This is a genomic window from Cyclobacterium sp. SOCE241, assembly GCF_056867545.1.
In genome coordinates, this window is the sequence record NZ_CP149779.1 from 4,655,270 (window position 1) to 4,681,261 (window position 25,992).

At 38.1% G+C, this 25,992-nt stretch carries 28 protein-coding genes and 2 pseudogenes; 17 read left to right on the forward strand and 13 right to left on the reverse strand.

Annotation, left to right across the window (positions count from 1 at the left end; translation table 11 throughout):
* Positions 1 to 205 precede the first annotated feature (205 nt).
* The 5 genes from WG932_RS23610 (at position 206) to WG932_RS23630 (ending at position 3,219) form a co-directional block, all read left to right on the forward strand.
* Positions 206 to 736 carry a dihydrofolate reductase family protein gene (locus WG932_RS23610; protein ID WP_483085610.1) on the forward strand — a complete coding sequence of 177 codons (531 nt, stop codon included), beginning with the start codon at positions 206 to 208 and terminating at the stop codon, positions 734 to 736.
* Between the two features lie 117 nt (positions 737 to 853).
* Entirely contained in the window at positions 854 to 1,354 is a 501-nt protein-coding gene (locus tag WG932_RS23615; RefSeq protein WP_483085611.1) for a thermonuclease family protein, read from the forward strand.
* Between the two features lie 746 nt (positions 1,355 to 2,100).
* Positions 2,101 to 2,493, forward strand: a complete 393-nt coding sequence (locus tag WG932_RS23620) for a hypothetical protein (RefSeq protein ID WP_483085612.1) — start codon at positions 2,101 to 2,103, stop codon at positions 2,491 to 2,493.
* Between the two features lie 169 nt (positions 2,494 to 2,662).
* Complete coding sequence (locus WG932_RS23625) at positions 2,663 to 2,953, forward strand: helix-turn-helix transcriptional regulator (protein ID WP_483085613.1); 291 nt, start codon at positions 2,663 to 2,665, stop codon at positions 2,951 to 2,953.
* A 92-nt stretch (positions 2,954 to 3,045) separates the two neighbouring features.
* Entirely contained in the window at positions 3,046 to 3,219 is a 174-nt protein-coding gene (locus tag WG932_RS23630; protein WP_483085614.1) for a hypothetical protein, read from the forward strand.
* On the opposite strand, the gene WG932_RS23635 is transcribed toward WG932_RS23630, so the two are convergent.
* Positions 3,199 to 4,719, reverse strand: coding sequence for an IS1634 family transposase (locus WG932_RS23635; protein ID WP_014021456.1), 1,521 nt, complete (start codon positions 4,717 to 4,719; stop codon positions 3,199 to 3,201). The two genes, WG932_RS23630 and WG932_RS23635, sit on opposite strands and share 21 nt — an antisense overlap.
* A gap of 124 nt (positions 4,720 to 4,843) precedes the next feature.
* On the opposite strand from WG932_RS23635, the gene WG932_RS23640 reads away from it, so the two are divergent.
* The 8 genes and pseudogenes from WG932_RS23640 to WG932_RS23675 all read left to right on the forward strand — a co-directional run bounded on the left by WG932_RS23640 (position 4,844) and on the right by WG932_RS23675 (position 11,376).
* On the forward strand, positions 4,844 to 5,191 hold the full coding sequence (locus WG932_RS23640; protein ID WP_483085615.1) for a DUF5367 family protein: 348 nt from the start codon (positions 4,844 to 4,846) through the stop codon (positions 5,189 to 5,191).
* 5 nt (positions 5,192 to 5,196) lie between these two features.
* Complete coding sequence (locus WG932_RS23645) at positions 5,197 to 5,700, forward strand: anthrone oxygenase family protein (protein WP_483085616.1); 504 nt, start codon at positions 5,197 to 5,199, stop codon at positions 5,698 to 5,700.
* A gap of 18 nt (positions 5,701 to 5,718) precedes the next feature.
* Complete coding sequence (locus WG932_RS23650; protein WP_483085617.1) at positions 5,719 to 5,979, forward strand: SDR family oxidoreductase; 261 nt, start codon at positions 5,719 to 5,721, stop codon at positions 5,977 to 5,979.
* Between the two features lie 59 nt (positions 5,980 to 6,038).
* Positions 6,039 to 6,560: an NmrA family NAD(P)-binding protein gene (locus tag WG932_RS23655; protein WP_483085618.1), complete on the forward strand. Its 522-nt coding sequence runs from the start codon at positions 6,039 to 6,041 to the stop codon at positions 6,558 to 6,560.
* Between the two features lie 583 nt (positions 6,561 to 7,143).
* Positions 7,144 to 8,592 (forward strand): annotated as a pseudogene (locus tag WG932_RS23660) (MBOAT family O-acyltransferase).
* A 272-nt stretch (positions 8,593 to 8,864) separates the two neighbouring features.
* Positions 8,865 to 9,527 (forward strand): hypothetical protein, encoded by a 663-nt coding sequence (locus tag WG932_RS23665; RefSeq protein WP_483085619.1) that lies wholly within the window; start codon positions 8,865 to 8,867, stop codon positions 9,525 to 9,527.
* A gap of 66 nt (positions 9,528 to 9,593) precedes the next feature.
* Entirely contained in the window at positions 9,594 to 10,277 is a 684-nt protein-coding gene (locus WG932_RS23670) for a DNA alkylation repair protein (protein ID WP_339676658.1), read from the forward strand.
* A gap of 253 nt (positions 10,278 to 10,530) precedes the next feature.
* Positions 10,531 to 11,376, forward strand: a complete 846-nt coding sequence (locus WG932_RS23675) for an endonuclease/exonuclease/phosphatase family protein (protein WP_483085620.1) — start codon at positions 10,531 to 10,533, stop codon at positions 11,374 to 11,376.
* Here WG932_RS23675 and WG932_RS23680 read toward each other — a convergent pair.
* From WG932_RS23680 to WG932_RS23720, 9 genes and pseudogenes are all read right to left on the reverse strand, one after another.
* A pseudogene (locus WG932_RS23680) lies at positions 11,373 to 12,229 on the reverse strand (formate/nitrite transporter family protein). The gene WG932_RS23675 and the pseudogene WG932_RS23680 overlap by 4 nt on opposite strands.
* A 92-nt stretch (positions 12,230 to 12,321) precedes the next feature.
* Complete coding sequence (locus WG932_RS23685; RefSeq protein ID WP_483085621.1) at positions 12,322 to 12,435, reverse strand: hypothetical protein; 114 nt, start codon at positions 12,433 to 12,435, stop codon at positions 12,322 to 12,324.
* Positions 12,423 to 12,803, reverse strand: coding sequence for a LytR/AlgR family response regulator transcription factor (locus WG932_RS23690; RefSeq protein WP_483085622.1), 381 nt, complete (start codon positions 12,801 to 12,803; stop codon positions 12,423 to 12,425). The genes WG932_RS23685 and WG932_RS23690 overlap by 13 nt, the downstream gene beginning before the upstream one ends.
* On the reverse strand, positions 12,764 to 13,021 hold the full coding sequence (locus WG932_RS23695; RefSeq protein ID WP_483085623.1) for a LytR/AlgR family response regulator transcription factor: 258 nt from the start codon (positions 13,019 to 13,021) through the stop codon (positions 12,764 to 12,766). The genes WG932_RS23690 and WG932_RS23695 overlap by 40 nt, the downstream gene beginning before the upstream one ends.
* Positions 13,022 to 13,228: 207 nt before the next feature.
* Positions 13,229 to 13,927, reverse strand: coding sequence for a hypothetical protein (locus WG932_RS23700; protein ID WP_483085624.1), 699 nt, complete (start codon positions 13,925 to 13,927; stop codon positions 13,229 to 13,231).
* Between the two features lie 360 nt (positions 13,928 to 14,287).
* Positions 14,288 to 16,375, reverse strand: coding sequence for an alpha-galactosidase (locus WG932_RS23705; RefSeq protein ID WP_483085625.1), 2,088 nt, complete (start codon positions 16,373 to 16,375; stop codon positions 14,288 to 14,290).
* A 31-nt stretch (positions 16,376 to 16,406) separates the two neighbouring features.
* A complete protein-coding gene (locus WG932_RS23710; protein ID WP_483085626.1) occupies positions 16,407 to 17,360 on the reverse strand; it encodes a hypothetical protein in 954 nt (317 codons plus the stop codon).
* The gene (locus WG932_RS23715) at positions 17,342 to 17,560 is read right to left on the reverse strand and encodes a hypothetical protein (protein WP_483085627.1); all 219 of its coding nucleotides are present in this window, start codon (positions 17,558 to 17,560) and stop codon (positions 17,342 to 17,344) included. The genes WG932_RS23710 and WG932_RS23715 overlap by 19 nt, the downstream gene beginning before the upstream one ends.
* Entirely contained in the window at positions 17,557 to 19,248 is a 1,692-nt protein-coding gene (locus WG932_RS23720) for a hypothetical protein (protein ID WP_483085628.1), read from the reverse strand. The genes WG932_RS23715 and WG932_RS23720 overlap by 4 nt, the downstream gene beginning before the upstream one ends.
* Positions 19,249 to 19,758: 510 nt before the next feature.
* Between WG932_RS23720 and WG932_RS23725 the strand changes: the two genes are divergently transcribed.
* Positions 19,759 to 21,396, forward strand: a complete 1,638-nt coding sequence (locus WG932_RS23725) for an FAD-dependent oxidoreductase (RefSeq protein WP_483085629.1) — start codon at positions 19,759 to 19,761, stop codon at positions 21,394 to 21,396.
* A gap of 207 nt (positions 21,397 to 21,603) precedes the next feature.
* Here the strand turns inward: WG932_RS23725 and WG932_RS23730 are convergent, their stop codons facing one another.
* Genes WG932_RS23730 through WG932_RS23740 form a run of 3 tightly spaced genes read right to left on the reverse strand, consistent with a single transcriptional unit; the run spans position 21,604 to position 23,608 of the window.
* Entirely contained in the window at positions 21,604 to 22,113 is a 510-nt protein-coding gene (locus WG932_RS23730; RefSeq protein WP_483085630.1) for an FG-GAP repeat domain-containing protein, read from the reverse strand.
* Positions 22,077 to 23,207, reverse strand: a complete 1,131-nt coding sequence (locus tag WG932_RS23735) for an FG-GAP repeat domain-containing protein (RefSeq protein ID WP_483085631.1) — start codon at positions 23,205 to 23,207, stop codon at positions 22,077 to 22,079. The genes WG932_RS23730 and WG932_RS23735 overlap by 37 nt, the downstream gene beginning before the upstream one ends.
* 53 nt (positions 23,208 to 23,260) lie before the next feature.
* Positions 23,261 to 23,608, reverse strand: a complete 348-nt coding sequence (locus WG932_RS23740; protein WP_483085632.1) for a hypothetical protein — start codon at positions 23,606 to 23,608, stop codon at positions 23,261 to 23,263.
* 625 nt (positions 23,609 to 24,233) lie between these two features.
* Between WG932_RS23740 and WG932_RS23745 the strand changes: the two genes are divergently transcribed.
* Genes WG932_RS23745 through WG932_RS23755 form a run of 3 tightly spaced genes read left to right on the forward strand, consistent with a single transcriptional unit; the run spans position 24,234 to position 25,992 of the window.
* Positions 24,234 to 24,464: a hypothetical protein gene (locus WG932_RS23745; protein ID WP_483088715.1), complete on the forward strand. Its 231-nt coding sequence runs from the start codon at positions 24,234 to 24,236 to the stop codon at positions 24,462 to 24,464.
* Between the two features lie 5 nt (positions 24,465 to 24,469).
* Entirely contained in the window at positions 24,470 to 24,940 is a 471-nt protein-coding gene (locus tag WG932_RS23750) for an ABC transporter substrate-binding protein (RefSeq protein WP_483085633.1), read from the forward strand.
* Positions 24,937 to 25,992: a FecCD family ABC transporter permease gene (locus WG932_RS23755; RefSeq protein WP_483085634.1), complete on the forward strand. Its 1,056-nt coding sequence runs from the start codon at positions 24,937 to 24,939 to the stop codon at positions 25,990 to 25,992. Before WG932_RS23750 ends, WG932_RS23755 begins: the two co-directional genes overlap by 4 nt.

Genomic DNA, 25,992 nt, shown 5'->3' on the forward strand with positions numbered 1-25,992 from the left:
ATAAATCGTAGGTGAGCAGTCCCCGAAAATATTATATGCTTGCAGCCCTTTTTCTAGGGGTATATTTGTTGGTAGCATTTACTGAGATTTATGGTAATTCGGCTTGGTTTAAGGCATATTTACTGCTAATGAGCGTGACTTTTTTGTTTATTGGGCTCTCGCGAAACCATAAGAAATAGCCAATCAGTTTAATTAAAGGATAAGGATGAAAAAGATCGTGTACTATGTGGCCACTTCACTGGATGGGTATATTGCCGGTGAAAATGGAGATATCAGTCAATTTCTTATGCAAGGTAAAGGTGTTGACAAATACCAAGCGGACCTCTTAAATTTCGGTACCGTAATCATGGGCCGAAAAACTTATGAATTTGGGTATCAGTATGGCTTGATACCCGGACAGCCGGCCTATCCACATATGAAACATCATATATTTTCCACTACTTTAAAAATTGACAAGTTGTCAGAAATGGTGAAAATAGAGCGAGGAGGGCTGGGTAGAATCAACGAAATTCAACAAAATACCGAAACAGATATTTACCTATGTGGAGGTGGTCAATTTGCCGGTTATTTGTTAGATCATGGAAAGATTGACCAATTAAAAATCAAACTTAATCCCATAGTGCTTGGAAAAGGTACCAAGTTGTTTGGGTCTTCCACCAGCAATGCAAACTGGGAGCTCATAGACAATGAATCCTATGCAGAAGGTCTCCAAATTTTGACTTACAATAGAAGATAACTTTAGGCTGCTCTAATAGAGGTGCTACAATAATGGACCTTCTATAGCTACTATTTTATATGAAAACCTTAATTTTGCCTTCCCTATCAAACCTTTGAACCATATTAAGCTTTTCATATGAATAAAGCGTATAAGTATTTTTTTATCCTTCTTGTATCGGTAATTGTTGCTTATTATAATTCCGGAAAGGATGAAGCGAAGCTTTCGGGCTTTATGTCTGTAGCCAGAATTGTGGATGGTGATACTTTTTGGGCTGAAGATGGGTCGAAAAAAGGTGTGAAGATTCGCTTGATTGGCGTGGATGCGCCTGAAACAAGAAATGGAAATAATAAGAAAATTGGCTTTTATGGTCAGGAAGCCAAAGCTTACCTGACCGACTTATTGGCCAACCAAGAAGTTAGGTTAGAATATGGTGTGGACAGTTTAGACCGATATGGAAGGGTGCTTGCCTATGTATATTTGTCGGATGGAACCTTTGTCAATGAGGAGTTAATCAAAAATGGTTTTGCCAAGGTATTATCGATTCCACCCAATATAAAATACGCAGATGACTTTGTATCCTACGAACGGGAAGCCAGAGAAAGCAATCTGGGACTGTGGCAAAGGGAGTCTGAATAATCAGAATATTTCTAGGTAAGCGGTTCCTAATTGTGGATGGGGAGGTAAGTAAATGGGATAATGTTACCCTATGGCTTCGACTCTGCTCAGTGGCCGGGAGGAAAACTTGGTTAATTCCCAAACCTTAGCCGAGCCTGCCAAGGCCATCGAGGTCGGCGTCAATTTTTTAACAACAAAATCTACCAGGTTAAAATTATAGGCTTCACTTTTCCATCTCAAATAAATACCCACCTAGGTGTAATTTGCAATTACACCTTTCTATCCACCTTAATGAAATTAAGGGAAAATATTCTAAAATGGCCATTTGCAATGGCTTAATCTTATTCAAATCTCCGATGATTTATTCTAATTATATTATTCTAGGGTTTAGGTAGCTTCGGAGTTTGTTATTACATTTTTTACAAAAATATGTAATCATGTACCTGTGTTAATTTAGTATGAGCTTTTAGAAGAAAAATTGTATATTTCACAAGACGGAAACATGGAAACCGTCCTGGTGATTGAAACCGCTGAGGACGTTTGGTTTGATGATTTTAGTGTATAGGCCCCCTAATTGTTCTCTAGGAGAGAATGTTTTGATTTAAGTATTTCCAACTCCTGTTAACATTGATGTTATAGGATAAAAAAATACAAGTTAATTTAAAAGATTAGTATACCTTGCTCGCTCTGTATTGGGATTAATAAACTGCCCACTTATTTTAGTCAATAAAATTGTATAAATTGAAAGATTATTTGACCTACCATCAATGACTAGGGATTTTATTGAAATCAACGACTTTACAGTTTTAGTTGAAACTGCTTTCTCCAAGGAGATCATTAAAGATTCTTGTAAATTTGATGAGCCCGTGATTGCAGTAGCCTTTTATGGTTCCGGAAATGTGAATTTAGAAATGAATTTTCCTACCGGAAAGCGTGAATTTATTTATACCAAAGGTTTAGCACTCTCTTTTTTTGCAGATGAGCAGGTGGATTGTATTCATACGGTCTCCAATAATAAACCACTTGAATGTATACTTATCGCCACAGCCACTAGAAATTTACAAAATCTCCCCAACCAAGAAGGGAAAATTTTTCGGAACTTTTGGAAAATTTGGTTAATCCCAAGGACCATTATGTTGAAGGGCCGAGCTTTTATATGACTCCCGAAATGCATCAGATTATTGAAAGTCTTTTTAATATTAGCTACAAGGGTAAAACCAAAATGATGTTTTTTAGAGTCAGATTACCGCCTTGTTGTCACATTTTTTTGGTCAATTGTCAATGGATCATGCCCAGAGATTCCAATCAGAAGATAGAAAACGTCTGGAAATGGCCAAAGAGATTTTGTCGAATAATTTGGATAATCCACCCTCATTAACAGAGCTATTAAAGGCCTTGGGTTTGAATACAACCAAGCTTAAAAAAGAATTTAAGGAGGTTTTCGGCATTCCTGTGTTCAAGTATCTTCAGCATGAAAGACTAAAAACAGCTCACAGCCTTATTAGTAAAAAACAAGCTTCTGTACAGGAAGCAGCGTGGCATGTTGGCTATGACAGTTTAAGCTCCTTCTCTAATGCTTTTGCGAAAAAATACGGTTACAGACCCAGCCAGATTAAATAACTCGTCTTTTCAAACAAATCTTACATCTTTTTAAATAAATGGTTTACTAGAGGCTAAGCTAGTTTTGTCTTGTAATCAAAACAATACAAGACATGAAAACGATCAAAGCAATTTTAATTGGAGGAGGAATCTGGTTATTGGCTGTGGGTTTGTACACCCTTTCCTTTCATTACCAATTTCTTGAAGACCCGAATCAACAAACCAATATGGTTTTGTTTCCTGTTTTGTGCGATGGGACACCCAAGCTAAATTTTCATGATTGCTGAGATAAGTTCTTGTTGTTCATCAGTTGGTTTTAAAGGAACGGTAGTGTAAGTTTTTGATTCCGGCAAAAACACTCTTATCTGATACATGTTTTTGGTTAGTTCCACAGCCCTATTTGCTGAAAATGCTACTTTCTTTATTTTCAATAACCTTTCGAGTTCTTTAAATACAGCATAGGATACAAAGCAAATGCAGATGTGTGTCCTTATTCTTTTGGGTATCCTGTGGTAAATAGGCCTTACTCTTATATCAGTTTTACTTATTCTGAATGCCTTTTCAATCTGCCAAAGGTCTCCGTATGCACCAATTACCTCATTTGGATTCATATCAGTATTGGTCAGGTATCCTTTTAATCCATCCCATTTAGCGTCCATTTCATATTTTCTGTAATCAATGGCTACCTTAACCTCCGATTCCAATTTGAGGTATTTATTATATCCACGGTTATTGATACTATTTTTGTCTAGCTTTCCATTTTTCACCTTTTTCTCAAGCTTTTCTAGGCCCTTTTTTCTGTTGTACTCATCCTTTTTTTGTCTTTTCTTTGAAAAACTTATAATTAGCCGGTTACCTCCTTTGTTGACTTCTCTGGGTTTGTCTTCGGCTATCTCCAATTGCTGGATTGCTTCTTTGATCTCTCGGTTTTCATTTCTGATTTTTCCTCCTAGAACAAACTTATAGCCGTGATCTATGAGTGCCTGGATATTGGAGTTTGACAATAGTCCGGCATCTGCTATCACAATAGGTTTTCCTATTAAAAACTTCTTCTCAATACTTTCCAAAAAAGGAATCAATGTATAGCCTTCGTAGATGTTTCCTTCAAAAATATCATACCCTAGAGGATATCCCTCTGGGCCAACGAGCAAACCTAATTTGATTTGGGGATGTTGATGTTTGCCGTCCTTCGAATAACCTATTTTACGAAGATCATCTTCATCCGGTGTCTCGAAGTACAATGTGGTCATATCATAAAAAACAACGCCTATACGGCCTCCTAATACATCTTTAAAGTGCTCGAAGGTTATTTCCTCTACCTTTTCTTTAAACTCTTTGTGAATCTTATCCATATACCGGTAGATCGAGTAAACACTTATTTCTTTATTCTTATATCTTGCTAGATAATCGATAGTTTTCAACTTGGATCCCGGATACACCAATCTTGATATTACCAATTCCTTGAACAATTCATCTATCCCAATCCGTTCGTATCCAATTGATTCATAGACATGTCCTAGTATCTTATCAGGGCCGACCAATTCTATCTCATTGTTGCTTATTGTGGAAAGCATTGAGGTAAGGCTTTCATCTTTTTCTCTAGAAAAAATAGTTGCCTGCCCTTGAAGTCGATCTATCTCTAATCTGGCTTGTCGTTCCAAAGTATCCAGCTCCCTCTCATCCGAGGAACTACCTAAGGTCTTTACAACTTTATTGATTCTGCCTACTTTTCGGATAATTTGTACACTAAAACTACCACTTGCATTTCTTTTTCGCCTGACAAACATGAACTAAAAATATACCGAGACACCCAAAATCGCAAATTATCGATATTTAAAATATTGAAAATCAACCTTATAATTTTAAACTAAAAAGTACCCGCACAAAACAGGAGGAATCTGGTTATTGGCTGTGGGTTTGTACACCCTTTCCTTTCATTACCAATTTCTTGAAGACCCGAATCAACAAACCAATATGGTTTTGTTTATTGTAGTGATGCCATTGGTGTGGCTGGGCTCGTATTTATACTATCAGAAGGGTAGTAAAACCCATGGTTATTTTGTCGGTCAAGTATTTTTGCTGGTGGCTGCATTTTTAGATGCGCTAATTACCGTACCCCTTTTCGTGATTCCCAATGGCGGGAATCATTATACTTTTACTGATTTAGGGTTTTGGATCATTGCATTTGAGCTCCTTGGTGTGGCGGTGCTATATTATTACACAATGGTCTACCCAAAAACCCAAACTTTAAAATACTAGTCGAAATGGAATTTAATATAGAAACGGTTTTGCTAGGTACGACCATCTTATTAACAGGTTTAACTGCGGGTTTATGTTTTACATGGACGAATGCCATAACTCCGGGTATAGGACAAATGGATGACTTTGGGTTTTTATATGCATTTCAACAGATGAACAGGGTGATTGTCAACCCCACATTTATCCTTGTGTTCTTTGGCCCTTTCGTCTTAAATATTGCCCTTATCTACCTTAAATATCAAAATGCGGATAAGTCCTTTTGGTTTTTAGTGGTAGCAACAATGCTATTTACTCTGGGAGTTGCTTTTGTAACTGTATTCAAGAATGTTCCACTAAATGAAATGCTTGATAGGACAGATTTGACTGCTTCCACTTCAGAAGAACTTAAGGCCCTTCGTCAAAAATTTGAGACTCCATGGAAGCAATGGCATTTGGTAAGGACATTAAGCGCTATTGCTTCTTTTGTAATGCTTTTAGTTGGGCTTATACTAAATACTCAATCATCATAAACTACTCACTTACACATCATGAAACGTAACATTTTAGTCATTGGAGGAACCGGAAAAACCGGAAAACGTATCGTAAAATTATTAAATAATTTGGGTCACCAAGTTAGGGTTGGGTCTAGAAAGGGAAACCCTGCCTTCGACTGGCACCATCCAGAGGGTTGGTCAGCAGCCATTAAAGGAATGGAGGCCATTTATATCAGTTATCAGCCGGATTTGGCAGTTTCTGGGGCCTTAAAGGCCATCGAAGAACTGGTAAAAGTTGCTAAAAAAGCAATGTAAAAAAGCTGGTATTATTATCAGGCAAAGGAGAGCGAGAGGCCCAATTATGCGAGCAGCTGGTGATACACTCAGGGTTGGATTATACCATTGTTAGAGCAAATTGGTTCAATCAGAATTTCAGTGAAAATTTTCTGGTTGAAGGGATTTTAAATGGGCATGTTGCCTTGCCATATGCGGAAGCAAAGATCCCCTTTGTTGATGCCAATGATATTGCTGAAGTTGCTGTAAGCGCATTGATTGATGACAAACACAATGGTGAAATATACCAATTAACCGGCCCTGAAGGATTGACTTTCGAGGAAGCCGTCCATATGATTTCCAAAGCCAGTGGAAGAGAAATTCAGTTTACAGGAATTAGTGTTAAGGCTTATGTAGCAGCAATGCGGCAGAAAAATGTTCCTGAAGATTTTATATGGCTGATAGAGTATTTGTTCACTGATGTGCTGGGCAATCCAGACAATTCGGAAATCACAAATGATATTGAGCAAGTACTCAGCAGGAAACCTATTGGTTTTAAAGAATATGTAGAAAAATCAGTCAATAATGGAGTTTGGAACCATGCTTCAGTTTCCTCCCATTGACCAACAGTAACTGAGGATAGGGTATTGCAAATACTATCCTCAGTTATTTATAGAAAGGCATTGATTAACAGGTATTCTGCTTTTCATTCTTTATTTGCTTAGCCTTTCCCGCGATAATTAAAGTAATTTTCCTATAAAAAAGCTTCTTCATACAGCACCTGTGTATTTGCCATTATAAATGGGCCAAAGTTCATGGCTATTGAGTTGGCTACGGTGGATGAGCTTGCCGAAGCCATTTGGATCGAAAAAAGTGGAAAACTTTCTTTAATTTTGGTCTAAGTTGTGCTTCTCTAACCTTAGACCGGAAAACGTGAAACTAAAGGCAGAGGTTTATTAACAGTCTCTGGAAAAAATGCCTCATTATTGTCATATTTTTAGAGACTTTAGTAGAGGGGGCGTATGGAATAAAACATGAATATATTTCTTGAATACTTAACCTAAATGCCTAATTTTACAAAGAAATTTTAGTGCAATCTTTCACAGAAAAGAGAGATAAAATTTTTTAATAAAGGTTCAATAATAAGTTGTGCATCATGCACATTGAAATGGTTGTGCATAATAAATAATTGAATAGACAAGACGAATGCTTTTTAACTCAATTGACTTTGCAATATTCTTACCAATTGTTTTTATACTTTATTGGAGCATTTCCAATAAAAATTTAAAATGGCAAAATTCCCTAATTGTTCTTGCAAGTTATTTGTTTTATGGATGGTGGGATTGGAGGTTTTTATCATTGATATTATTCAGCACTTTGGTAGATTATACGGTAGGGAGGCTGCTGAAAATAGAAGAAAATCAAACCAAAAGGAAAGTTTTACTATGGTTAAGTCTTATAGTAAACCTCGGTTTTCTTGGTTTCTTTAAATATTATAACTTCTTTTTAGACAATTTTATTTCTGCCTTTTCATTTTTCGGCACACAGATCAATGTCAGTTCATTAAACATAATTTTACCTGTTGGAATTAGTTTTTATACTTTTCAAACGATGAGTTATACTATCGATGTATACAAACGTAAACTCGAACCCACCACTGATTTTATAGCCTTTTCAGCTTTTGTAAGTTTTTTCCACAATTGGTAGCGGGCCCCATAGAAAGAGCGACCAATTTATTGCCTCAGTTTTTTAAAAAAAGAACATTTAATTATTCCGAAGCTGTTGACGGTATGCGGCAAATCCTATGGGGTTTATTTAAAAAGATTGTGATTGCAGATAACTGTGCAAGGTTCGCTGATGTAATTTTTAACAATTCCGCAGACTATTCGGGAAGCACCTTGATTGTAGGGGCTGTATTATTTAGCTTTCAAATTTATGGGGATTTTTCTGGGTACTCAGATATAGCCATAGGAACTTCCAGGCTTTTTGGCTTTAATTTGATGCAAAACTTCAATTTTCCTTATTTTTCAAGAGATATTGCTGAATTCTGGAGAAGGTGGCACATTTCCCTTTCTACGTGGTTTAGAGATTATCTTTACATTCCTTTAGGGGAAGTCGTGGAGGAATGGGAATGAAAATTAGAAACACCTTTATAATCTTTATAGTCAGCGGATTTTGGCATGGTGCGAATTGGACGTTTATAGCTTGGGGTGCTTTAAATGCTATTTTTTCTTACCCCTCTTATTGACTAGGAACAACCGAAATAATATCAAACCGGTGGCTGAAGGAAAGACCTTTCCTAATTTAAAAGAATTGTCATCCATGTTAATAACTTTTGGTTTAATTGTATTTGCATGGATATTCTTCAGAGCCAATAATATTGAACATGCAATAAGCTATATTTCTGGGATTTTATCTCCTTCTCTTTTCTCAATACCTGAATTTGAAGGTAGAGGACATTCCATCGTAGTAATTCTTCTTCTTGTGATTTTTGTCCTAATAGAGTGGAATGGACGTGAAGGTCAATATGCAATTGCCAACTTGGGACATAAAAGAATTCGTGCAATTAGGTGGTCATATTATGCCCTCATAATTTTTGCTATTGGAATGTTTATGCCTTCCGTGGAATCACCTTTTATTTACTTCCAATTTTAGTATTCCATGAAAAATTTCGCTTTAAAAACATTTAAATTTTTACTTTTTGCCGGCTTGTTTTATCTAGTCACCCTGATTTTATGGGGCGAATTGGTACCCCAGTTATTAAAGCCCAATCTTAATTATAAGATTGGTGCTAATGGACATTTATATTCAAGGGTTTCTGAGATCAAAAATTTTAAAGATGTAGATATTTTATTCCTAGGATCATCTCATACCTATCGGGGGTTTGATCCAAGAATTTTTCAGAATATGGGTACAAAAGCTTTAACTTGGGCTCTAGTGCTCAATCACATATTCAAACAAAAGTTCTTTTTGACAGGTATTTTGAGACCTTGAACCCCAAGGTTGTAATATACGAAGTTTATCCTGCTACCTTCCACTTTGACGGAGTAGAGTCATCTCTGGACTTAATTTCCAATGATAAAAATGATTTTTATTCGTTGGAAATGGTTTTAAAAATCAATAACATTAAGACCTATAACACCTTTTTTTATTGCGTTATACGAGATTTTTTAGGACTAAACGAATCGTTCACGGAGTCTCCGTATAAAGGTAATAATAAGTATATATCAGGCGGATATGTGGAAAATAAAATGGATTATTTTAAACCTTATCCATTGGAAGAAAAAGAGGTAACAATAAAAGATTCTCAATTTGAACCTTTTGTTGAAATAGTTGAGGAGTTGAAACAAAGGAATATTGAGTTAGTACTAGTTTACGCACCGATTCCAAGAGTTAATTATGACAGCTATACGGATACAACGTATTTTGACAGCTTAATGAGTACTTATTCAACGTATTACAATTTTAATGAGATTGTCACTTTAGAAGATTCAGTGCATTTTATTGATTCTCATCACCTAAATCAAAATGGAGTAGAAGAGTTCAATAAAAAACTAATTGAAATATTAGAAAAAGATAATGCATTGTAAGGAGAAAAAGCTATATTTTTATTAAAAAAATCACTCCAATCCTCAGACAAGCAAATAGGCTTTCCTATGCTATCCAACAATACTCTTGAGTACATCGCAGTCCTTGAACAGGAATTTAGTCGCCATGCCAATAGGCAACTGGCATTGCAGCAAGAGGCTTATTTGCGGCATCAATTCCGGTTTTTTGGTATTTCAACCCAGCAAAGAAGAGCGCTCCAAAAACCCTTCTTACAAAAATCCATGTTGCCCCCAAAAACTGAACAGCATGGATTGGTAAAGGTTTTATGGAATAAAAACGAACGCGAGTTTCACTATTTTGGACAAGAACTATCCATTAAGTATTTGAAAGCTACCGAGAAAGAAGACATATTGCTCTATGAGCATATGGTTGCGAATCAATCTTGGTGGGATACGGTAGATATGATTGCCAATAAATTGATGGGCAATTATTTCCTGCTTTTTCCGGAAGAGAGGAAGGAACACATAGACAAATGGTTGAAGTCCAATAATATTTGGTTGCAAAGGAGTGCCCTGCTGTTTCAGTTGAAGTACAAAGATAAAATGGATCTTGACCTTCTGGAACATTGCATTCGTCATCTCCTAGGTTCCAATGAGTTTTTTATCAATAAAGCCATTGGCTGGATATTACGGGAATACAGCCGTACGGACGCAAATTGGGTGAAGAAATTTGTAAGGGAAACGTCCTTAAGTCCTTTAAGCAAAAGAGAGGCCTTAAGGTTGATTTCTTGAAATATAGAAGGAAAAGATCACTTTGGCTACAATTTTTATGTTAACCTCTAGTCCTTCTAATAAATTGATCTCTAAAGATCTGTCTTTGTTCAAAAGCTTTTTGAGACCGGGCTTAAGGTGTCTGAATGTAAAATTAGGTTGCTTTTGCTTCGCTGATTTAATACTTTTCCGAAAAAATTAGCCTGATGAATCGAATACTATTTTTCTTGACCTTCCTTTTAATGATCAATGCCTGCACTGAAAAAAAGAGGAAGTGACTTTTAAAGTGATGGCATGGAATATCTTACATGGGGGCAATGATATACCAAAGGGCCCTGAGGAGGTCATTCACATCATTCAGGAAATAGATCCGGATGTAATATTGATGGTAGAAACTTATGGTTCAGGCAAAAGAATTGCAGATTCTCTGGGATATAATTTTCATTTAATTGCTGAGGAGGGGACTGCCTTGGATGATAAAAACATCAACTTATCCATATTCTCTAAGTTTCCCTTTGGTGAGCGTATAGACACTAAATTCCCTTTTTATTTTGGAGGACGAGAAGTGTTAATAAATGGTCGAACTATCCGCCTTTTTTCTAACTGGTTTCATTATTTACCTTGGGAAAATGAACCTGAAGAAATGGGGATGAGTACCGCTGAATTGCTTGATTGGGAAAAGACAGAAACCCGTTACAATATGATTCAAAAGGTTCTTCCCTACCTCAAAAAATACAGTGCCTCCACTGATTCAATTCCTGTGATTTTCGGGGGTGATTTGAATAGCCCTTCACATTTGGATTGGGGAGAAGAGACCAAGGAAATTCACAATGGATTGCAGGTTCCCTGGTACAGTACTAAGGTTTTAGAAGAATTAGGTTTGATTGATACTTACAGAACTTTACATCCTGACCCGATATCCCATCCGGGGATCACTTGGGACAGTAAAGGGGTGAAAGATGAACACCGGATAGACTATATATTTTATAAGGGGGATGCCTTAAAGCCCGTTGCTTCAGATTCCCACAATGCACACTTGGGTGAACCCTTTTCCATCAATGGCAAAACTTTTCCTTACCCTTCAGATCATGGGTTTGTTGTGACTACTTTCACCTTTTAATGTTTGCTTTTTGAAGCATAATGGGACTCGAAAATTCGATATTTAAATAAGGCTACTACAATGGCCCCACCAATTCCATTACCTAATAGCGTTAGGACAAGGAATCCCAAATAATCGCTAAGAGAGATATGATCTGAATAAAAGAAACCGGCAAAAACCTCTATATTCCCTACGATGCTGTGGTGAAAACCTACAAAGCCTATGGTGCCGGTAATTAGGATAATCAATAAGATTCGGGTTAAGGCTTCAGTGGTACTGTTTAATAGCCAAGTTAAAAGCCCCATCAGCCAACCTGCAAAAATGGAGCTCAGCAGCAATACCCAATAACTTTGGTTTAAGATATGAACGGAAATTTTTACCATGGTTTCTCTATCAAAAAGTTTGAGTTGGGAAGCCAAATCTCCTACAAAGAAAACAAATAAAATTCCCCCAAGAGATTTCCAATAATGACTATAGACCAGATGGTCAAAAGTTCCAGAATTGACCTTTGACCATTTAAAACAGGTAAAGCCAAAACGGAGGTTTGTTCGGTAAACAATATGGATTTACCTAAGATCACCATGATAAATCCCAATGGGTAAACTAGGCCGAATAATTTAAAGATTGTATTTTCCTCAAGATTTCCTTCAAAAGTAAAAAACAAGGTAGCAACCAACAGGTAACTAAAACCTATTTCCAAGCCGGCAATGCAAGCACTTAAAAATATTGCCCGATTATTTATTTTAAATATCCCCTCCCCTTCATGTATTACACGGCTAAGGATCTCAGTATATTTCCCCGATTCTTCTATCTCATTGGATTTTTTCTCCAAGTCCTGTTGGTGTTCCTTTTGGTCTTTGTGTGCTTCCTTCATAAATTAAAGATTAGGATTGGATAGAAAATTAGTACTTAGAATTAACCAAGATAAAAAGATTAAGTTTCTTAAAAATCCGAAACTTATCAGATTCAACCAATTAGCTTTTCTACGCTTTCTTTGTAAGATTCACCCACTGAAAATTCCAATTCACCCAAAAAGAGACTGCTTTTACGGATGGAAGTAATTTCATCTATTGCCACCATATAAGATTTATGAATTCTGATAAACTGCTTAGGGGTAAAATGGAAACAATTTCCTTGAAACTCATCCGGACTACCAATGGCTGGGTATTATTTTTCAAGTAAAATTTAAGGTAATCCCCATATCCTTTAAGCCATAAAATATCTATAAACTTTAACTTCACTTGGCTGTAATCTACATTCACAAAAAAATGGTCGGGGTCTTTGGTCTGATCATTAGTTTGAGCAGTTAACATTCCAAAACGGTCTTTGGCTCGGTTACATGCTTTCAAAAAACGGTCCATAGGAACAGGTTTTAGCAGGTAATCTACTACATCTAAGTCAAAACTTTCTAGGGCAAATTCTTTGTAGGCGGTGATAACAATGGCCAAAGGTTTTTTTCAAGGCTAGAGATAAACTGTAGGCCTGTTAATTCGGGCATTTGAATGTCTATAAAGATAAGATCTACCTGCTGCTTCTGCATTTCTTCCATGGCATCAAAAGCATTGTCGCAGGTAGCTACCAAATTTAGGAATGCTATTTTGTTTATATATTTTTTAAGCAGTTCAAGGGCAAGAGGTTCATCATCTATGGCAATACATTTTATCATGAATTGAAGGTTTACGAAAATGCTTTTCTTATTCTATAGCTTATGAAGAATAGTTTGGAATTTCCCCATTTGGTTATTGGTATGCTGTTAATTTTATCAGCAACGCTTCCTTCTTCAATATATTCGTTTTTACTTTAAAATGAAACTTTCTTTAGCGTGCATCTATTTCAAGCCTCTTGTTTTACTAAAGATTTGCCATTAAAAAAATCACCTAGCCCTAAAAGATGTGGCCGGGTGATTTATCAATCGAGGAATAAAACTTGTGCATCTCGCTACGGAAATATTGTATCCACAATGAGCTCCTGAGCTGCTTTTTTGATTAATCAACCTGTATGTTTTTTGGTAGACTTTCTTGCCATCTTTTACGGTGATAGTATAGTTTCCTTTGTTGGCTTTTTCAAAATTAAAAGTTTTAACAATATTAGCTTGGCTAATTAATGTTTCTCCAAAGAACTGGGCATCCGCCTCATTTTGAATTTTGATGTTCACTTTGGATAGGCCTTTGTTTTCCAAGTTGAGATGAACCTTTTGGCCTTCTTCTTCAAATACAGAAGGAGTGCTGGATTCTATTTTATTGATGCTAGTAACCATTTTGTCTTTTATAGCTACAGAGTATACTATTGTACTGGCTTCGTTATTCACATTTAGATGGTAAGTACCGGAGTGAAGGTTTTTTAGGTTAAATAATTTTGAATAATCAGTATCTATCACATATTCGTAAAATAAGGTGTGTCCATTTTCATCACTGATGGAGACGGAAGATGCTTGGGAAGGTGCATTCATTTTAAAAACCAGGCTTGTAGCTTCACTTCCCTTGGTCAAACTTGTGCTTGGTTCTTCGGCCATTGAAGTTAAAGAAACTAACATCAATGCGGCAATTGCGGAACTTTTAAGTATGTTTTTCATGATAATATTTTTTTGAATGTTTGATTAATAATTGTCTGTTTGTGATTGAATTATGGCTCAAACATAAGTAGCCTAAAGCATCCTTTTTAGAAGCTGCGATGAAAGCAAAAAAGTCTGCGATGAAAAAGGGAAAGTTTGCGATGAAAAATTTTGGCTACAGGTGAAAAATTGAGGTTACTTGGGTTTTAATGGTTTAGGGCTTTCTAAATAATTAAACTTGAAGTGAATATATAAACTTACTTCTTAATATTTGAAAAATTGAATGAGGGTAAAATCATTAATTTCACCCTCATTTTTCATAAAATAAGCAATCTAATTATGCTAGGCTTAGGTTTCTCTGGTTTTCTTATTCTCTTAAATCTATTCGACTTTTTGAAACTCCCAAATTAGGATTTCTCCCGGCGCCAATTCTAATTCCAGTAAGTCTCCACTATGAACGATTGAATTTTTGTTGAGGAGTTCTCCTATAATGGGTATCAATCGGTAAGAAACCTTATTTTTATGGTGGATTAAATTTTCATCCAATTTTATTTTATACTTCTTATAGGAGGATTTATTTGGGTTGTGGAAGGAGATATATCCTCCTTTATCATTCCACCCACTATAGCCATACACTTCTTGTTTGTTCGGGTCGCCACCGTGCATTTGGATATATTTAAAATAAGGAAAGGCATGGTGAACCCATTTGAGTCCCTCGGCTAAAACATCCCAATCTACCTCAGATAACTCCTGTGTTTTTAAATACAATTCTACAAACCCAGTACCTCTGGAAAGGTTCATCATCAGGTAGTTAAAGAAATCTTCCTTGCTTTCACCGGTTTTTGTCTTTTTAGGTTCATGATTAAAAAGGGAATTCATCGGATATTGGGTTTTTTCTTTGATCCAGGTGTCATAATAAACTCCATCCCTGTAAACAAGTTCCTCGGTTCTGGAACTGCCCCCGGCGGCATCCCCTGCATTGATCATCCAGACAGCATCTACATACATGAGCCACCAAGGGCTTAGATAAGCGCCGTTTGAAATGACGATATATACTTCAGGATTAATTTGATGTTGTTGCTTGAATATTTCTATAAGTTTTTCTGTCCCGGCGACCAAATAATAAGTTTTCAATGCATCATATTTAGCATCATTGAGCAGGCTATCTGATGGGCTTAATCCATCGGTGTCCAGCTGTGGCATTTTCGGTAGGCCGTAATCGCTTCCGTCTAATTCAAATTCCCGAATGTTCAGGTGACCAAAAATCCCATCCAGTTTAAAATAGGTGACTCCCTGCAGGGTTAAATCCAACATTCTTTTTTCTAGCAAACCCATATACTTGGGACCGGCAATGCTCATCCAATTACCCAAAATTTCAAAACCTTGCCGGCCTAGTGGTTTTGCTGCCGGCTGAGCACCAAAAAGTAATCCCGGACTAAGCCAAAGTCCAAGATTTGAATCTACTGTCCTCATTTTTTCAAAACTTCCGGAAAAATCCATGTCAAACTTTTCATTGATCTTCCATACTTCATCAGACCAGTCTGCATGAACATCTTGCCAACCATCGTCAATTACATATGCATTTAAAGGCGGAACTCCACGATTTATTACAAGCTCTTGATGTACCTTATTCACACTGGTGATAAATTTTTCTTTGCTTACCGCTTGGCCATAATCAAACCAGCTATTGTACTGAACTTGTAGTCTTAGAGGTCGTATCCTGATATTATCAATATAGGCTTGAAAAGTTTTTCCCAAACCATCACTGTCCTTTCCAATCCCTGTTACTGATGAATAGGTCAAATAAGTATCACCGGCCTTAAGTGATTTTCCCCATAAATAGCCACAGTATGCAGTTTGATCCGAATCTACAAAATTGTCACTTGCAGGGAATTCAATGCCCATAAAAATGGGAGCGTTTTGCCCAAAGAGAGGTTGTCCCAACCCCGGTTTCCACTGTGCAGGTCCTTGAGCAGTAATCCGTTTCAGCTGATAAGGCTGAACCAGGCCTCCATCAATAACATCTAAGTCAATCCGTTCTAATACCAGGTTAATTTCGGTTTTTATCTTTAGGAATTTTCTGGTGTAAAACTCATTTTCATCCAATGTGTAGGTCAATTCCACAGACATTTTTCCCTGTTTTTCCTTTAAAAGAAAAGTCAGGCGATGTGGTGAATTATCCAATACTCTATCCAGGACAAAATCCACTGAACTTAATGTTTCGGATGTGTTTGGTTGATCGGTTCCTTCAGAAACTCTCAGTTGAAACTCAACTTTTGTATGGATTGGAATCTTTTCACCTGTCAATTTATTTTCAATTTGGGTGGTTTTTAAAACTCCATCCTGAACCTCAATGGTTTTAATTATATGGCTATTTGAAAGTGTATAAATTTTTTCGGAATGATTTTGCCCTAAGCTGACAAAAGCGAGAAGGCAATAAAGCCCTGAAAGACTAATTATTTTTATCATTTTAATAGGAATCGTAATAGAAGGGATTGATTTAATTGATTACAAACCACTGCTGGCTTTTTGCAGGAATATTGATGGGAAGACTTATGCTATAATCTCTATTTAGGCTGATGGATAGTTTTTCCCCATTTTGGTTTGTCAATACCGCTTGTTCGGAAAGGCCGGTATAATACAGGTTGACCTTGATAGTTTTGACAACAGGCACTTTCAGAGGATTGTAAAGCATGATCAGTCCTTTATCTTTCCCCTCCGGGTTGACATGTAGCAGTCCGTCATAATCCTTTCCATCGGGTCTTCTAATATGTACAATATCACTGTCCAATACTTCTCTGTGTTCCTTATAAAAGTCCACCCACTTCTTCACTATTGCTTTGGTTTGGGGACTGTCATACAGTTGTGGTCCTCGGTAACAGGCTTGTACCCCTGCACCAAAGAGGTTGGCCAACCTTTGTTCGTAATGGGGCAAATGGTCTTTCAATGGCTCAATTGTGGCTTCTTTACCGCCGCCATGGTACTCCACCAAAGGAACAAACATCCAGCCCATGGAAGGCGTTTTTTGCCAAGTGCCATCATAAATATTTTGCCTTTCTATGATTTCCTGTTGGGCTCGAGGAAGGGACCAGTTGGTCTCACGGTATCCCATTCCAGTCTTATTGCTTCCTGCCATAAAGTAATGATCCGGCACATTGAGGAAAATACCCTTGCTTCTGCACCATTCGTAAAATTCCCTGATGGTTTCATATTGGTTCCATTGGGAGTCGTCTAAACCGGAATGTCCGGGATGATTATGGCTGGCACATACATCTCCGGGGTAACTGCCATCGTGCTCCAAAATATCCTGCCCTGTTTTTTCGTAAAAAGCATAAAGCTTTTTGAAATATTCTTGTCCCCATTCACTTTCAAGGCAAGGGGAATTGCCAAATCTTGGTTTTTTTCCTTCGGGCATGATGACATCATTCTCTTTGTCTATGCTCCTGCTGGCCAAAAGAGAATACCCCCCAAAGCAATGCCCTTTTCATGGGCGTAGTCGGCGAGTTTTTTCATTCTGCCTAAGTTTTCGGGGCTGTCGTTTTCAATTTCAAAACCACTACCAAATGTCATGATTACCATTTCAAAGCCTACTTCAGCACATTGATCAATGGCTTTTTTGACAGAAGCATTGTCGGCATTCCGAACATGCATCATAATGGGGTTTTCGGTAGCCCAAGGTGCCTGAGAACGGTACATCCTTTTTCTGCCAGACCGATTCGCTCCCGGTCCCAGCTGTCATGAAATAGCTCCCAGGTTCTGAAACTTTTCATGCTTTCCCCCGGAGCCAAGGTTTTCATCGGACCCAATTTAGGGTAAGCTTCGAGCAAGGTAGGTGTCTTCATATTGTAATTCACCTGAGTTTTGTAAGCGGGGTCCGAATTCCAAGCAATGCTGCTAGAGTATAGATTATCTGGTGACATGCCTCCAAAACGGAAATCTGTTTCTACAGACAGGTTGGGTTTTTTCCAAATTTCTTTATCATCCACTGCACTTTCTGCCTCCACCAAAGCAAGAATTTCACTTTTATAACGGTCAACAACTATTTTTTGGCCGGAATTATTGATTACCTCAATCCACTTAGAAAGAAGAGGGATACCATCATACAATTCGTAGAAAATCTTCACCTGGAGGTCCTTCAAATACTTAAATCGGTTCAATTTATCTTCTTTGGCATTTTCTCGGAGCTCTCCTAAAATCATTACCTGGTTAATATGACTTCTTCCTCTTTCTCCGGAAGTGATAAAATCACCGGCACCGGCTTTTTGATCCATTTTACCTACTCTAAGTGCGGTAATAGGACTTTTGTCTGAAGGGATCTTTGCCAAATGATTGAAATCCTTGCCTGTGTAAGAATAGGAGAAGGTTAGGCCATCCGGTAGCTGTTCTGCCCTTAGGAAAACTTTCTTTCCGGCTAGTAATTTCCCAATCCTTTTTTCATTCTTCCCATCATATACACCAAAACTAAGATCTCCTGTTCTCAGGTTAAACTTGTATAAGGCTCCATTTTTTGATTGCAAAGCCATTCCCGGCCCCCAGCTGCCGGACTTATCAGTGCCCGGATCGATTTCTACAATCCAAACTTTACTCGTAGCCTTAACTGGCATGCTTGCATAGACGTATTGATTGGCCAATGCCATGATTTCACCGGCCTTGCCTTCATTGATAAAAGAATTTCTCTCATCTGCTTTTGATGCAAAGACTTCCCAAGTTTCCTTCAAATCTTTGAAATCATCCATGAACAATACTTTTCTGCCTTGGTCGGTATTGCTTTGGTTTACAAGATTGGTGATCAGTTTTTGGCTAAATCCGTAGGTGAAAACCAGTTGTTTACCGGGTGCAGGCCAATCCAGGTCTTTAGGCATCCATTCCGGCCTTTTCTTCCAATCAAATCGGGGTTCTGTATTGCCGACGCGGTAGTCGAGCAGGTTTAAAGCAGATGGGTGGGCTTCCATTTGTTCCACCCATTTGTCGAGTAGGTAGTTTTGTACCGGCTGCCCAACTAAGCCCCCGACCTGAAAATTTAAACCATCAATGCTTACTTCTGCCTCTGGTTTTATTGCGCGAAGCATGTTTTCACCCGTCATTAAGTTTTCCAGGCCGACAGTAGCTCCACCTTTGCTAATGTCGAATACTCTACTGATCAGTCCATTACTTAGCACGATTTGGCCATTGGGTTTGGAGTAGGTTTTAGTTTTTGTCTGTGGAGTGGCGATCAACCAATCTTTGCTGACTTTAATTTTTTCCTTGTCATAGGGAGGAAGTTCAGTTCTCTGCTGCGCATCAAGATTTAATGCGAAAATGCTTACAAGAACCGTAAATAGCAGCTTTAGTTTATTGTTCATTTTATAGGTGGAATTTTGAGGCTATATTTTTTTTTGGGAGAAGTGAAGCATTTCTATACCTGTCTTTTACTGAGGGTTTACAGGAAATATTCTTTAAAATTATAATGTGTTTTGCATGATCAACCCTGGGTTTATCAAGTTTAGTGAAATAAAGATTTAAAATGTCACAAAATAAAGATTCACCTTTATATATTGCAACTGGGCTCCACAACTGATTTTGATTTTTCAATTTTCCCTCAGTCAATATAATTGTACAATTGAAATACAATATATAGACTATCTTAATTAGATAAAAAATAATCATTGCCCCATTATTGTCTAGGCTTAAGCCTTCTGCAACTGCGTTTGGCTTACTAGAGGACTTGTTTATCTTTCAGGAAAGGTATTTGGAAAAAAGATAAAAGAACAATTGTCGTCAAAGCAGTAAGTGAATTCTTTAGCCCATTAAAGGACATAAGCACCCTTAGTATTGCCTAGAGAAGATTAACATTAAACCAAATACAAAGACCTATGAAATTTTTCAAATTACTTTTCTTATCCATATTGGGCATTACCTTATATGCTTGTGAGGATAAGGTGCAGCAATCTCATATTACGACTGATATTTGTGTGTTAGGAGGTAGCGAGGCTGGGTTTACTGCAGCAATTCAGGCTGCTAGGCTTGGGAATAAAGTGATCCTTATAGTGCCTACCGGGCATCCCGGAGGGATGGTGGTAGAAGGACTTGGAAAAGACATTCGATTTGGAAGCGCTCGAGTGATAGGAGGAATAGCACGCGAATTTTATGAGAAGGTGGAGGCTTATTACGGGCAAAAGGCCGATTTTGAAAATCCAAAATGGTATTCAAAATATGAGCCTTCAGTTGCTGAAGCGGTAATTGAACAGATGCTGAAAAATGAAGACAACATAACCCTCATAAGAAATACCCGAATAAGGGAAAAAAATGGGGTAGTAAAAAATGAGAATAGGGTAGAAAAGGTTATCCTTAAAAATGGCTCAGAAATAAAGGCCAAAGTATTTGTTGATGCTTCCATAGAAGGTCATTTGCTGCATTTTGCTGGAATAACTACTGAAACAATTCGTGAGGGGAATGAAAAATATGGGGAGAATCTTAATGGAGTTCAGGAAGTAAATACTTTTAAGCAGTTTACAGTAAAAGTTGACCCTTATATTATAGAAGGTGATTCTACAAGTGGACTAATCCCTACCATTCAAGCTGGGGAATTAGGAAACCATGGAGATCCCAGCCATTATATTCAGGGCTTTTGTTTTAGGATGTGCCTGACAAAAGATGAGCAAAACATGCTACCAATTAATAAACCTGAGGACTATGTACCTGAAAGGTATGAAATTTACAGAAGGTACCTGAAAGAAGGAGGCCAGCTCTTCAAGCCAGAGGCCAATAGGCAGAATGGGAAAACGGACATAGGCAGTTGGCACGATCTATCGGCAAATCTTTATGGAGAGAATTGGGAATACCCAGAAGGGGATTACGAAAAACAGGACAGTATTATTCAATATCACCGTTCTTTTACTTTAGGCTTGCTGTGGTTCTTACAAAACGACGAAAGTGTGGACAGTCTTACCAGGGCCAATTGGGAAGGGTGGGGTTTGCCTAAAGATGAGTTCACCGACAATGGCAATTGGCCACGGCGCCTCTATATTCGAAGTGGAAGACGAATGGTATCTGAATACGTCATCACTGAACACAATGTCGATATTAAGGTTAAAGATACTGTTTCAGATCCGATTGCGATAGCATGGTGGCCGCCGGATGTGCACCACGCCAGAAGAATTGTAAAAGATGGCAAAGCTTATAATGAAGGGTTTACCCATGTAGAAAACGATGGAACTTGGAAACCTTTTAAAATCTCGTTTCAAGCCACAGTGCCAAAGAAAGATGAATGTAGTAATGTATTGACGCCTACCTGTCTTTCCTCAAGCTATGTGGGTTATGGAAGTATTCGAATCGTTCCTACTTTTATGATAATGGGTCAGAGTGTTGGAGCAGCAGCGGCTATTGCGGTTAGTGAAAATGTAGATGTTCAGGATATACCTTATTCGGAATTGGAAAAGGTCTTGCTGAGTCAGAATCAATTGCTTGCTCTTCCGGATGATTGGTTGGAAATAATTACTATGAATAATTAATAGGGAAAAGTATGTAAAAACAGCCGGTGGTCTATATACCTCCGAAAGCTTTAAACTCAGGTTGATTGGCAACGGTATAAAGCCATCTATTGTGGTAACTAAAGATTTTGTCATCATCGCTGTAAAAACACAGTAAACGGAAATTGAAAAACATAAAAAAGCCTCTGCAATTGTTGCAGAGGCTTTTATACTATTTTGATTTAAGTACTACCTGCGGAAATAATAAAAATGTCCATCTTCAGCACCGGCCAAAACGTCCCAAGTGCCATTATTATCCCAATCTACGAATGTTGGACTGGTGGTGTGACCGGCTAGGATTTTCTCAGAAATAGGGCCTTTGTGATTGAATATGACTTTATCCGGGCTTTCACTTACATTTTCAAATAGTGAAATGTTAACGCTGTTGACCAATAGGTCCAGGTCCCCATCATTGTCCCAATCCATAAAACTGATTTTTCTTCTTCCACTGCTGCCTGCATCGGAAATGTTGAGCCTGAGGATGCCTGGATTGGTATCTTCTACTTTGTCTTTGTTGGTAAATGTGGAGCCATTTTCTCCGTAAAAGATGCGTTTTCCGGGCTGAAGAATTGGTGCTCCCTCCCCTTCTTTTCCTTCAAAGTAGGCAAGGTAACCTTCATGATCCAGCATCACCAAATCCATAACCCCATCTTTGTTCCAATCTATTGCAAATGGAGTGGTTCTCCATTGTGTGACCAATTCATTGGCCTTAGGTTTCCACCAGTTCCAATCAGGATAAGTGGAGATTGGCCTTTCCAATCCACTATTACAGGCTGAGGGGCCAATAAGCCATTCCCTGTATTCTTTATCCATTCCACTCTTCCCCAAATAGAGTTAAAGATGATGTCTTTCTGACCGTCTCCATCCCAATCCGCTACGGATAAGGTGGTATAGCCCCACTTGGCTTCTGCAGGCCCCTGAATGGACCCATTATCACCTGCCTGAATTCTTATTGGCTCACCATCCGTTTCGAGCAATTTTGGTTCAGCCCATTTCGGTTTAACGGCACCATCCAAATTTTCAATAAATGCAAAATGACCTGCAGAGTTTCCTGCAATAATATCCTCGTCTCCATCATTGTCCCAGTCCACACTTACAGGTGTTACCAAAGCACCAAATTTTAAATTGTCAGCTTGCTGTCTGAAGTAATTTGGGGATGAAAAAATGGGGAGTCCATCTTCTGTTTTACCGGTATTTTTTATCAAAGCTACACGACCATCTTCATCACCTACCACTAAATCTACATGTCCATCTTTGTCCCAATCAAGGGCTACAGGAATAATCATTTCAAGATTCATTGCAATGATTCCCTCTTCATTTTCAAGATATCGCCCTTCTTTATAGACAGGATTTTCTCTTGTTCCCTTATTTTCAAAATAGGTTAATTTATCTAGAAATTCCCCACATATAAGGTCTAAGTCACCATCTCCATCAAAATCAGCAAAATTTGGTGACGGAGCGCCATATACATTTATTTCTTTACCTCCGGCCTGGATTCTGCCTCGGTTTTCATATTGGCCATCTTTGTTTTCCAATAAGTACACAAAGCCATAAAGGGGGCCGTTGGTCCAAACACCCTCCTCATTGTAGGCGTCGTCCCAGCCATAAGCAGACCAGTCATCCATCCCTACAATTACGTCTAGGTCACCATCTCCATCATAGTCAACCATTTTCCATTGATTAAATCTTGGTTTTTTACCTAGGTCTTTGGTTAATTCTTCAATGGGAAAGAGTGCTTGTTCCTTGGATGCCAAGTCGGATTTAAAATCCACCAGTTCTGCACCGGGGATCAAAACCTTTACACCTTGAGAAGTGTGAGAAACCTGTACTTTAGAAATCGCATCGCCTATTCTGACCGGAGGAGCAAAATCCGGAAAATCTTCACCACTTGTGTTTTCAAAAAGTAAAGCCCATTAAAGGGTTTGTCAGGACAGGATACAAGCATGTCCATGTCCCCATCGCCATCATAATCCATAGGTAATGGCCAGGCCCACAGGCCTACACCTAAAAATGAACTTGTGCCGGGATTATTGTATTTGACAATTTCGAAGTCAGTTGATTCAATTGCTTCATTTTCAACAGTTTTGGGGCCTGCGCATGCCACAACTAAGGCAAGCATTGGCAAAATCAAGGGGCTTTTATTAAGGGAATACTTTAATTTCTTCATTTTAATAAGTTGGGGTTTATGTTTCATGCGATATGCTATTGTTTACACATTTATGACTAAAAGTCATGGATTGATAAAAAATACTATTGAATAAGTAGCATAGTCCATTTGGATAAAATTCATTGTCCCTAATTACATTAGGTAAGAGAAGTACAGTTTTATACTGTTGTTACCCAATTATTAGTAAAGTGGCCATTCGGAATGCTAATCTTTCTTAAACAACTTAAGTTTTCTTTCATTAAATATCTTAAATATTATTGAATTAGCACAATCCAATTATAGGATCGGCTTTTGGGATTGTGAAGCTCCATTGGAAATTGCCATTATTATTTTAATTCTTAAAACAGTGATGGAGTAGAGATTAAGGCATGGAGTAATCTGTAGGATGAGAAAATTTTCTCATTAAATTTCTTATTATTTTTATTTGGAATTAATCCAAATAGAGGTACATTCGCATTATTGATTTTAATAATAATTAATCTAAATAAATGAAAAGGATTTTGCTTTCGGCTTTTTTATTGCTCAATTTAATATCCTGTGCCACAGGTGAAAAAAATCAATTGAGCTATCAGAAGGTGGTAGCCCTCAAAAGATTATCACTGCAGGAGGGACCATTACAGAAATTGTATATTCCCTTGGTTTTGGTGATCAAATAATAGCTACCGACCGAACGTCAACTTATCCTAAGGAAATGCAGGCCCTTCCTAGTATAGGTTATAGAAATCAAATCAAGTCTGAAGGAATATTGTCACTTTCCCCCGACATGGTTTTGGTTGAGGAAGGATACCTATCTGAGGAGGTAGTCAGTCAGTTGAAGCTAATGGACCTAAAAATTCATTTTTTCAAAAAGCAACCAACCCTGATGAGACGAAAAACCTTGTAAGGGATTTGGCAAGGCTCTTTGAAGTACCTGATACTGGGGAGCAAATCAATGAAAACATAAACAAAGATTTAAAGCGGTTGGAGGCTTACTTGTTGAAAGAACAAAGAGACAGCCTCACTGCAGCTTTTGTTATGGCAAGGGGACCTGAGACCCTATTTATAGCAGGAGAAAATACCTTTGCCGAAGAAATTTTCAATTTGGCAGGAATAAAGCTGGCAGCCAAGGGCTTTAAAGAGTTTATCCCATTGACACCAGAATCGCTGGTAAGCATGTCTCCGGATTACCTTGTCTTATTTGATTCTGGACTAGAAAGTCTGGGAGGTTTAGAAGGGCTTGCAGCTGTCAATGGAGTAAAAGAAACTGAAGCTTTTAGAGAAAAACAAGTTTTGAGTTTTGAGGGACATTATTTGTCAGGTATGGGGCCTAGAGTAGGGCAAGTAGCCTTGGAACTGGCTAAAAGTGTAAGGGGAAAATGATAGTATCAGGGTTAGTGAAAAGTAAAAAGCATTTGAATTATTGGGTGCTACTGTCCTTGACAGTGATTCTATGCTTCGTTTTACTCATTTCCCTAACCAAGGGTGCCTATTCTCTTGATTTATCGGAGGTGATTGCAATTATTTCAAATTCGATAGGCTTTGATTTGTCGGGCTTTGAAAGCAGGTCTGCAGGTGTATTATTGCAGATAAGATTGCCACGAATATTACTAGGAGTATTGGTAGGTGGAGGATTAGGAATTGCCGGAGCAGCTTTGCAAGGTTTGTTTAGAAACCCACTAGTGGAACCAGGTCTAATAGGGGTGAGTAGTGGCAGTGCCTTGTTTGCTGTCATATTTCTTGTTTTGCTTCCTGGCATTGTAGGTACCGTTCCTCTACTTGCTGATTTTGGATTGCCTATGTTTGCTTTCGTTGGTGGTCTATTGCATGTGTTGGCCGTGTATTATTTGGGAACCGGAAATGGGGGAGGAAATACTGCCACCATAATTCTGGCAGGGGTGGCGATCAATGCAATGGCAGGTGCTTTGATTGGGCTCACTTTGTTTTATGCAGATGATGCTGCATTGCGAAGCTTCACCTTTTGGGGTCTGGGTGATTTAAGTGGCGCATCATGGCAAAAGCTTCCCATAGCCGCCATTTTCATTTGTATCCCCTCACTTTTATTAATGCGGGGAGCTAAAAATTTGAACGCAATGGCTTTGGGAGAGAAAGAGGCCTTTTATATGGGAGTAAATGTAAAGCAAACGAAGGTCATATTACTCGTGGCCACGGCTTTAATTGTAGGCGTTGCGGTATCATTGTCCGGAATGATAGGCTTTGTAGGCTTGATTGTTCCCCATCTTATGCGGATTTGTTTCGGTGCGGACCATAAGTTGGTTTTACCCGGATCTTTCTTATTGGGTGCAATTTTATTGAATTTCTCAGATCTACTAGCTAGAACCATTGCCATTCCTGCCGAAATGCCAATTGGTGTGATTACCTCCTTACTGGGAGCACCTTTCTTTATGGGCTTGATATATAATTTGAAAAAATAA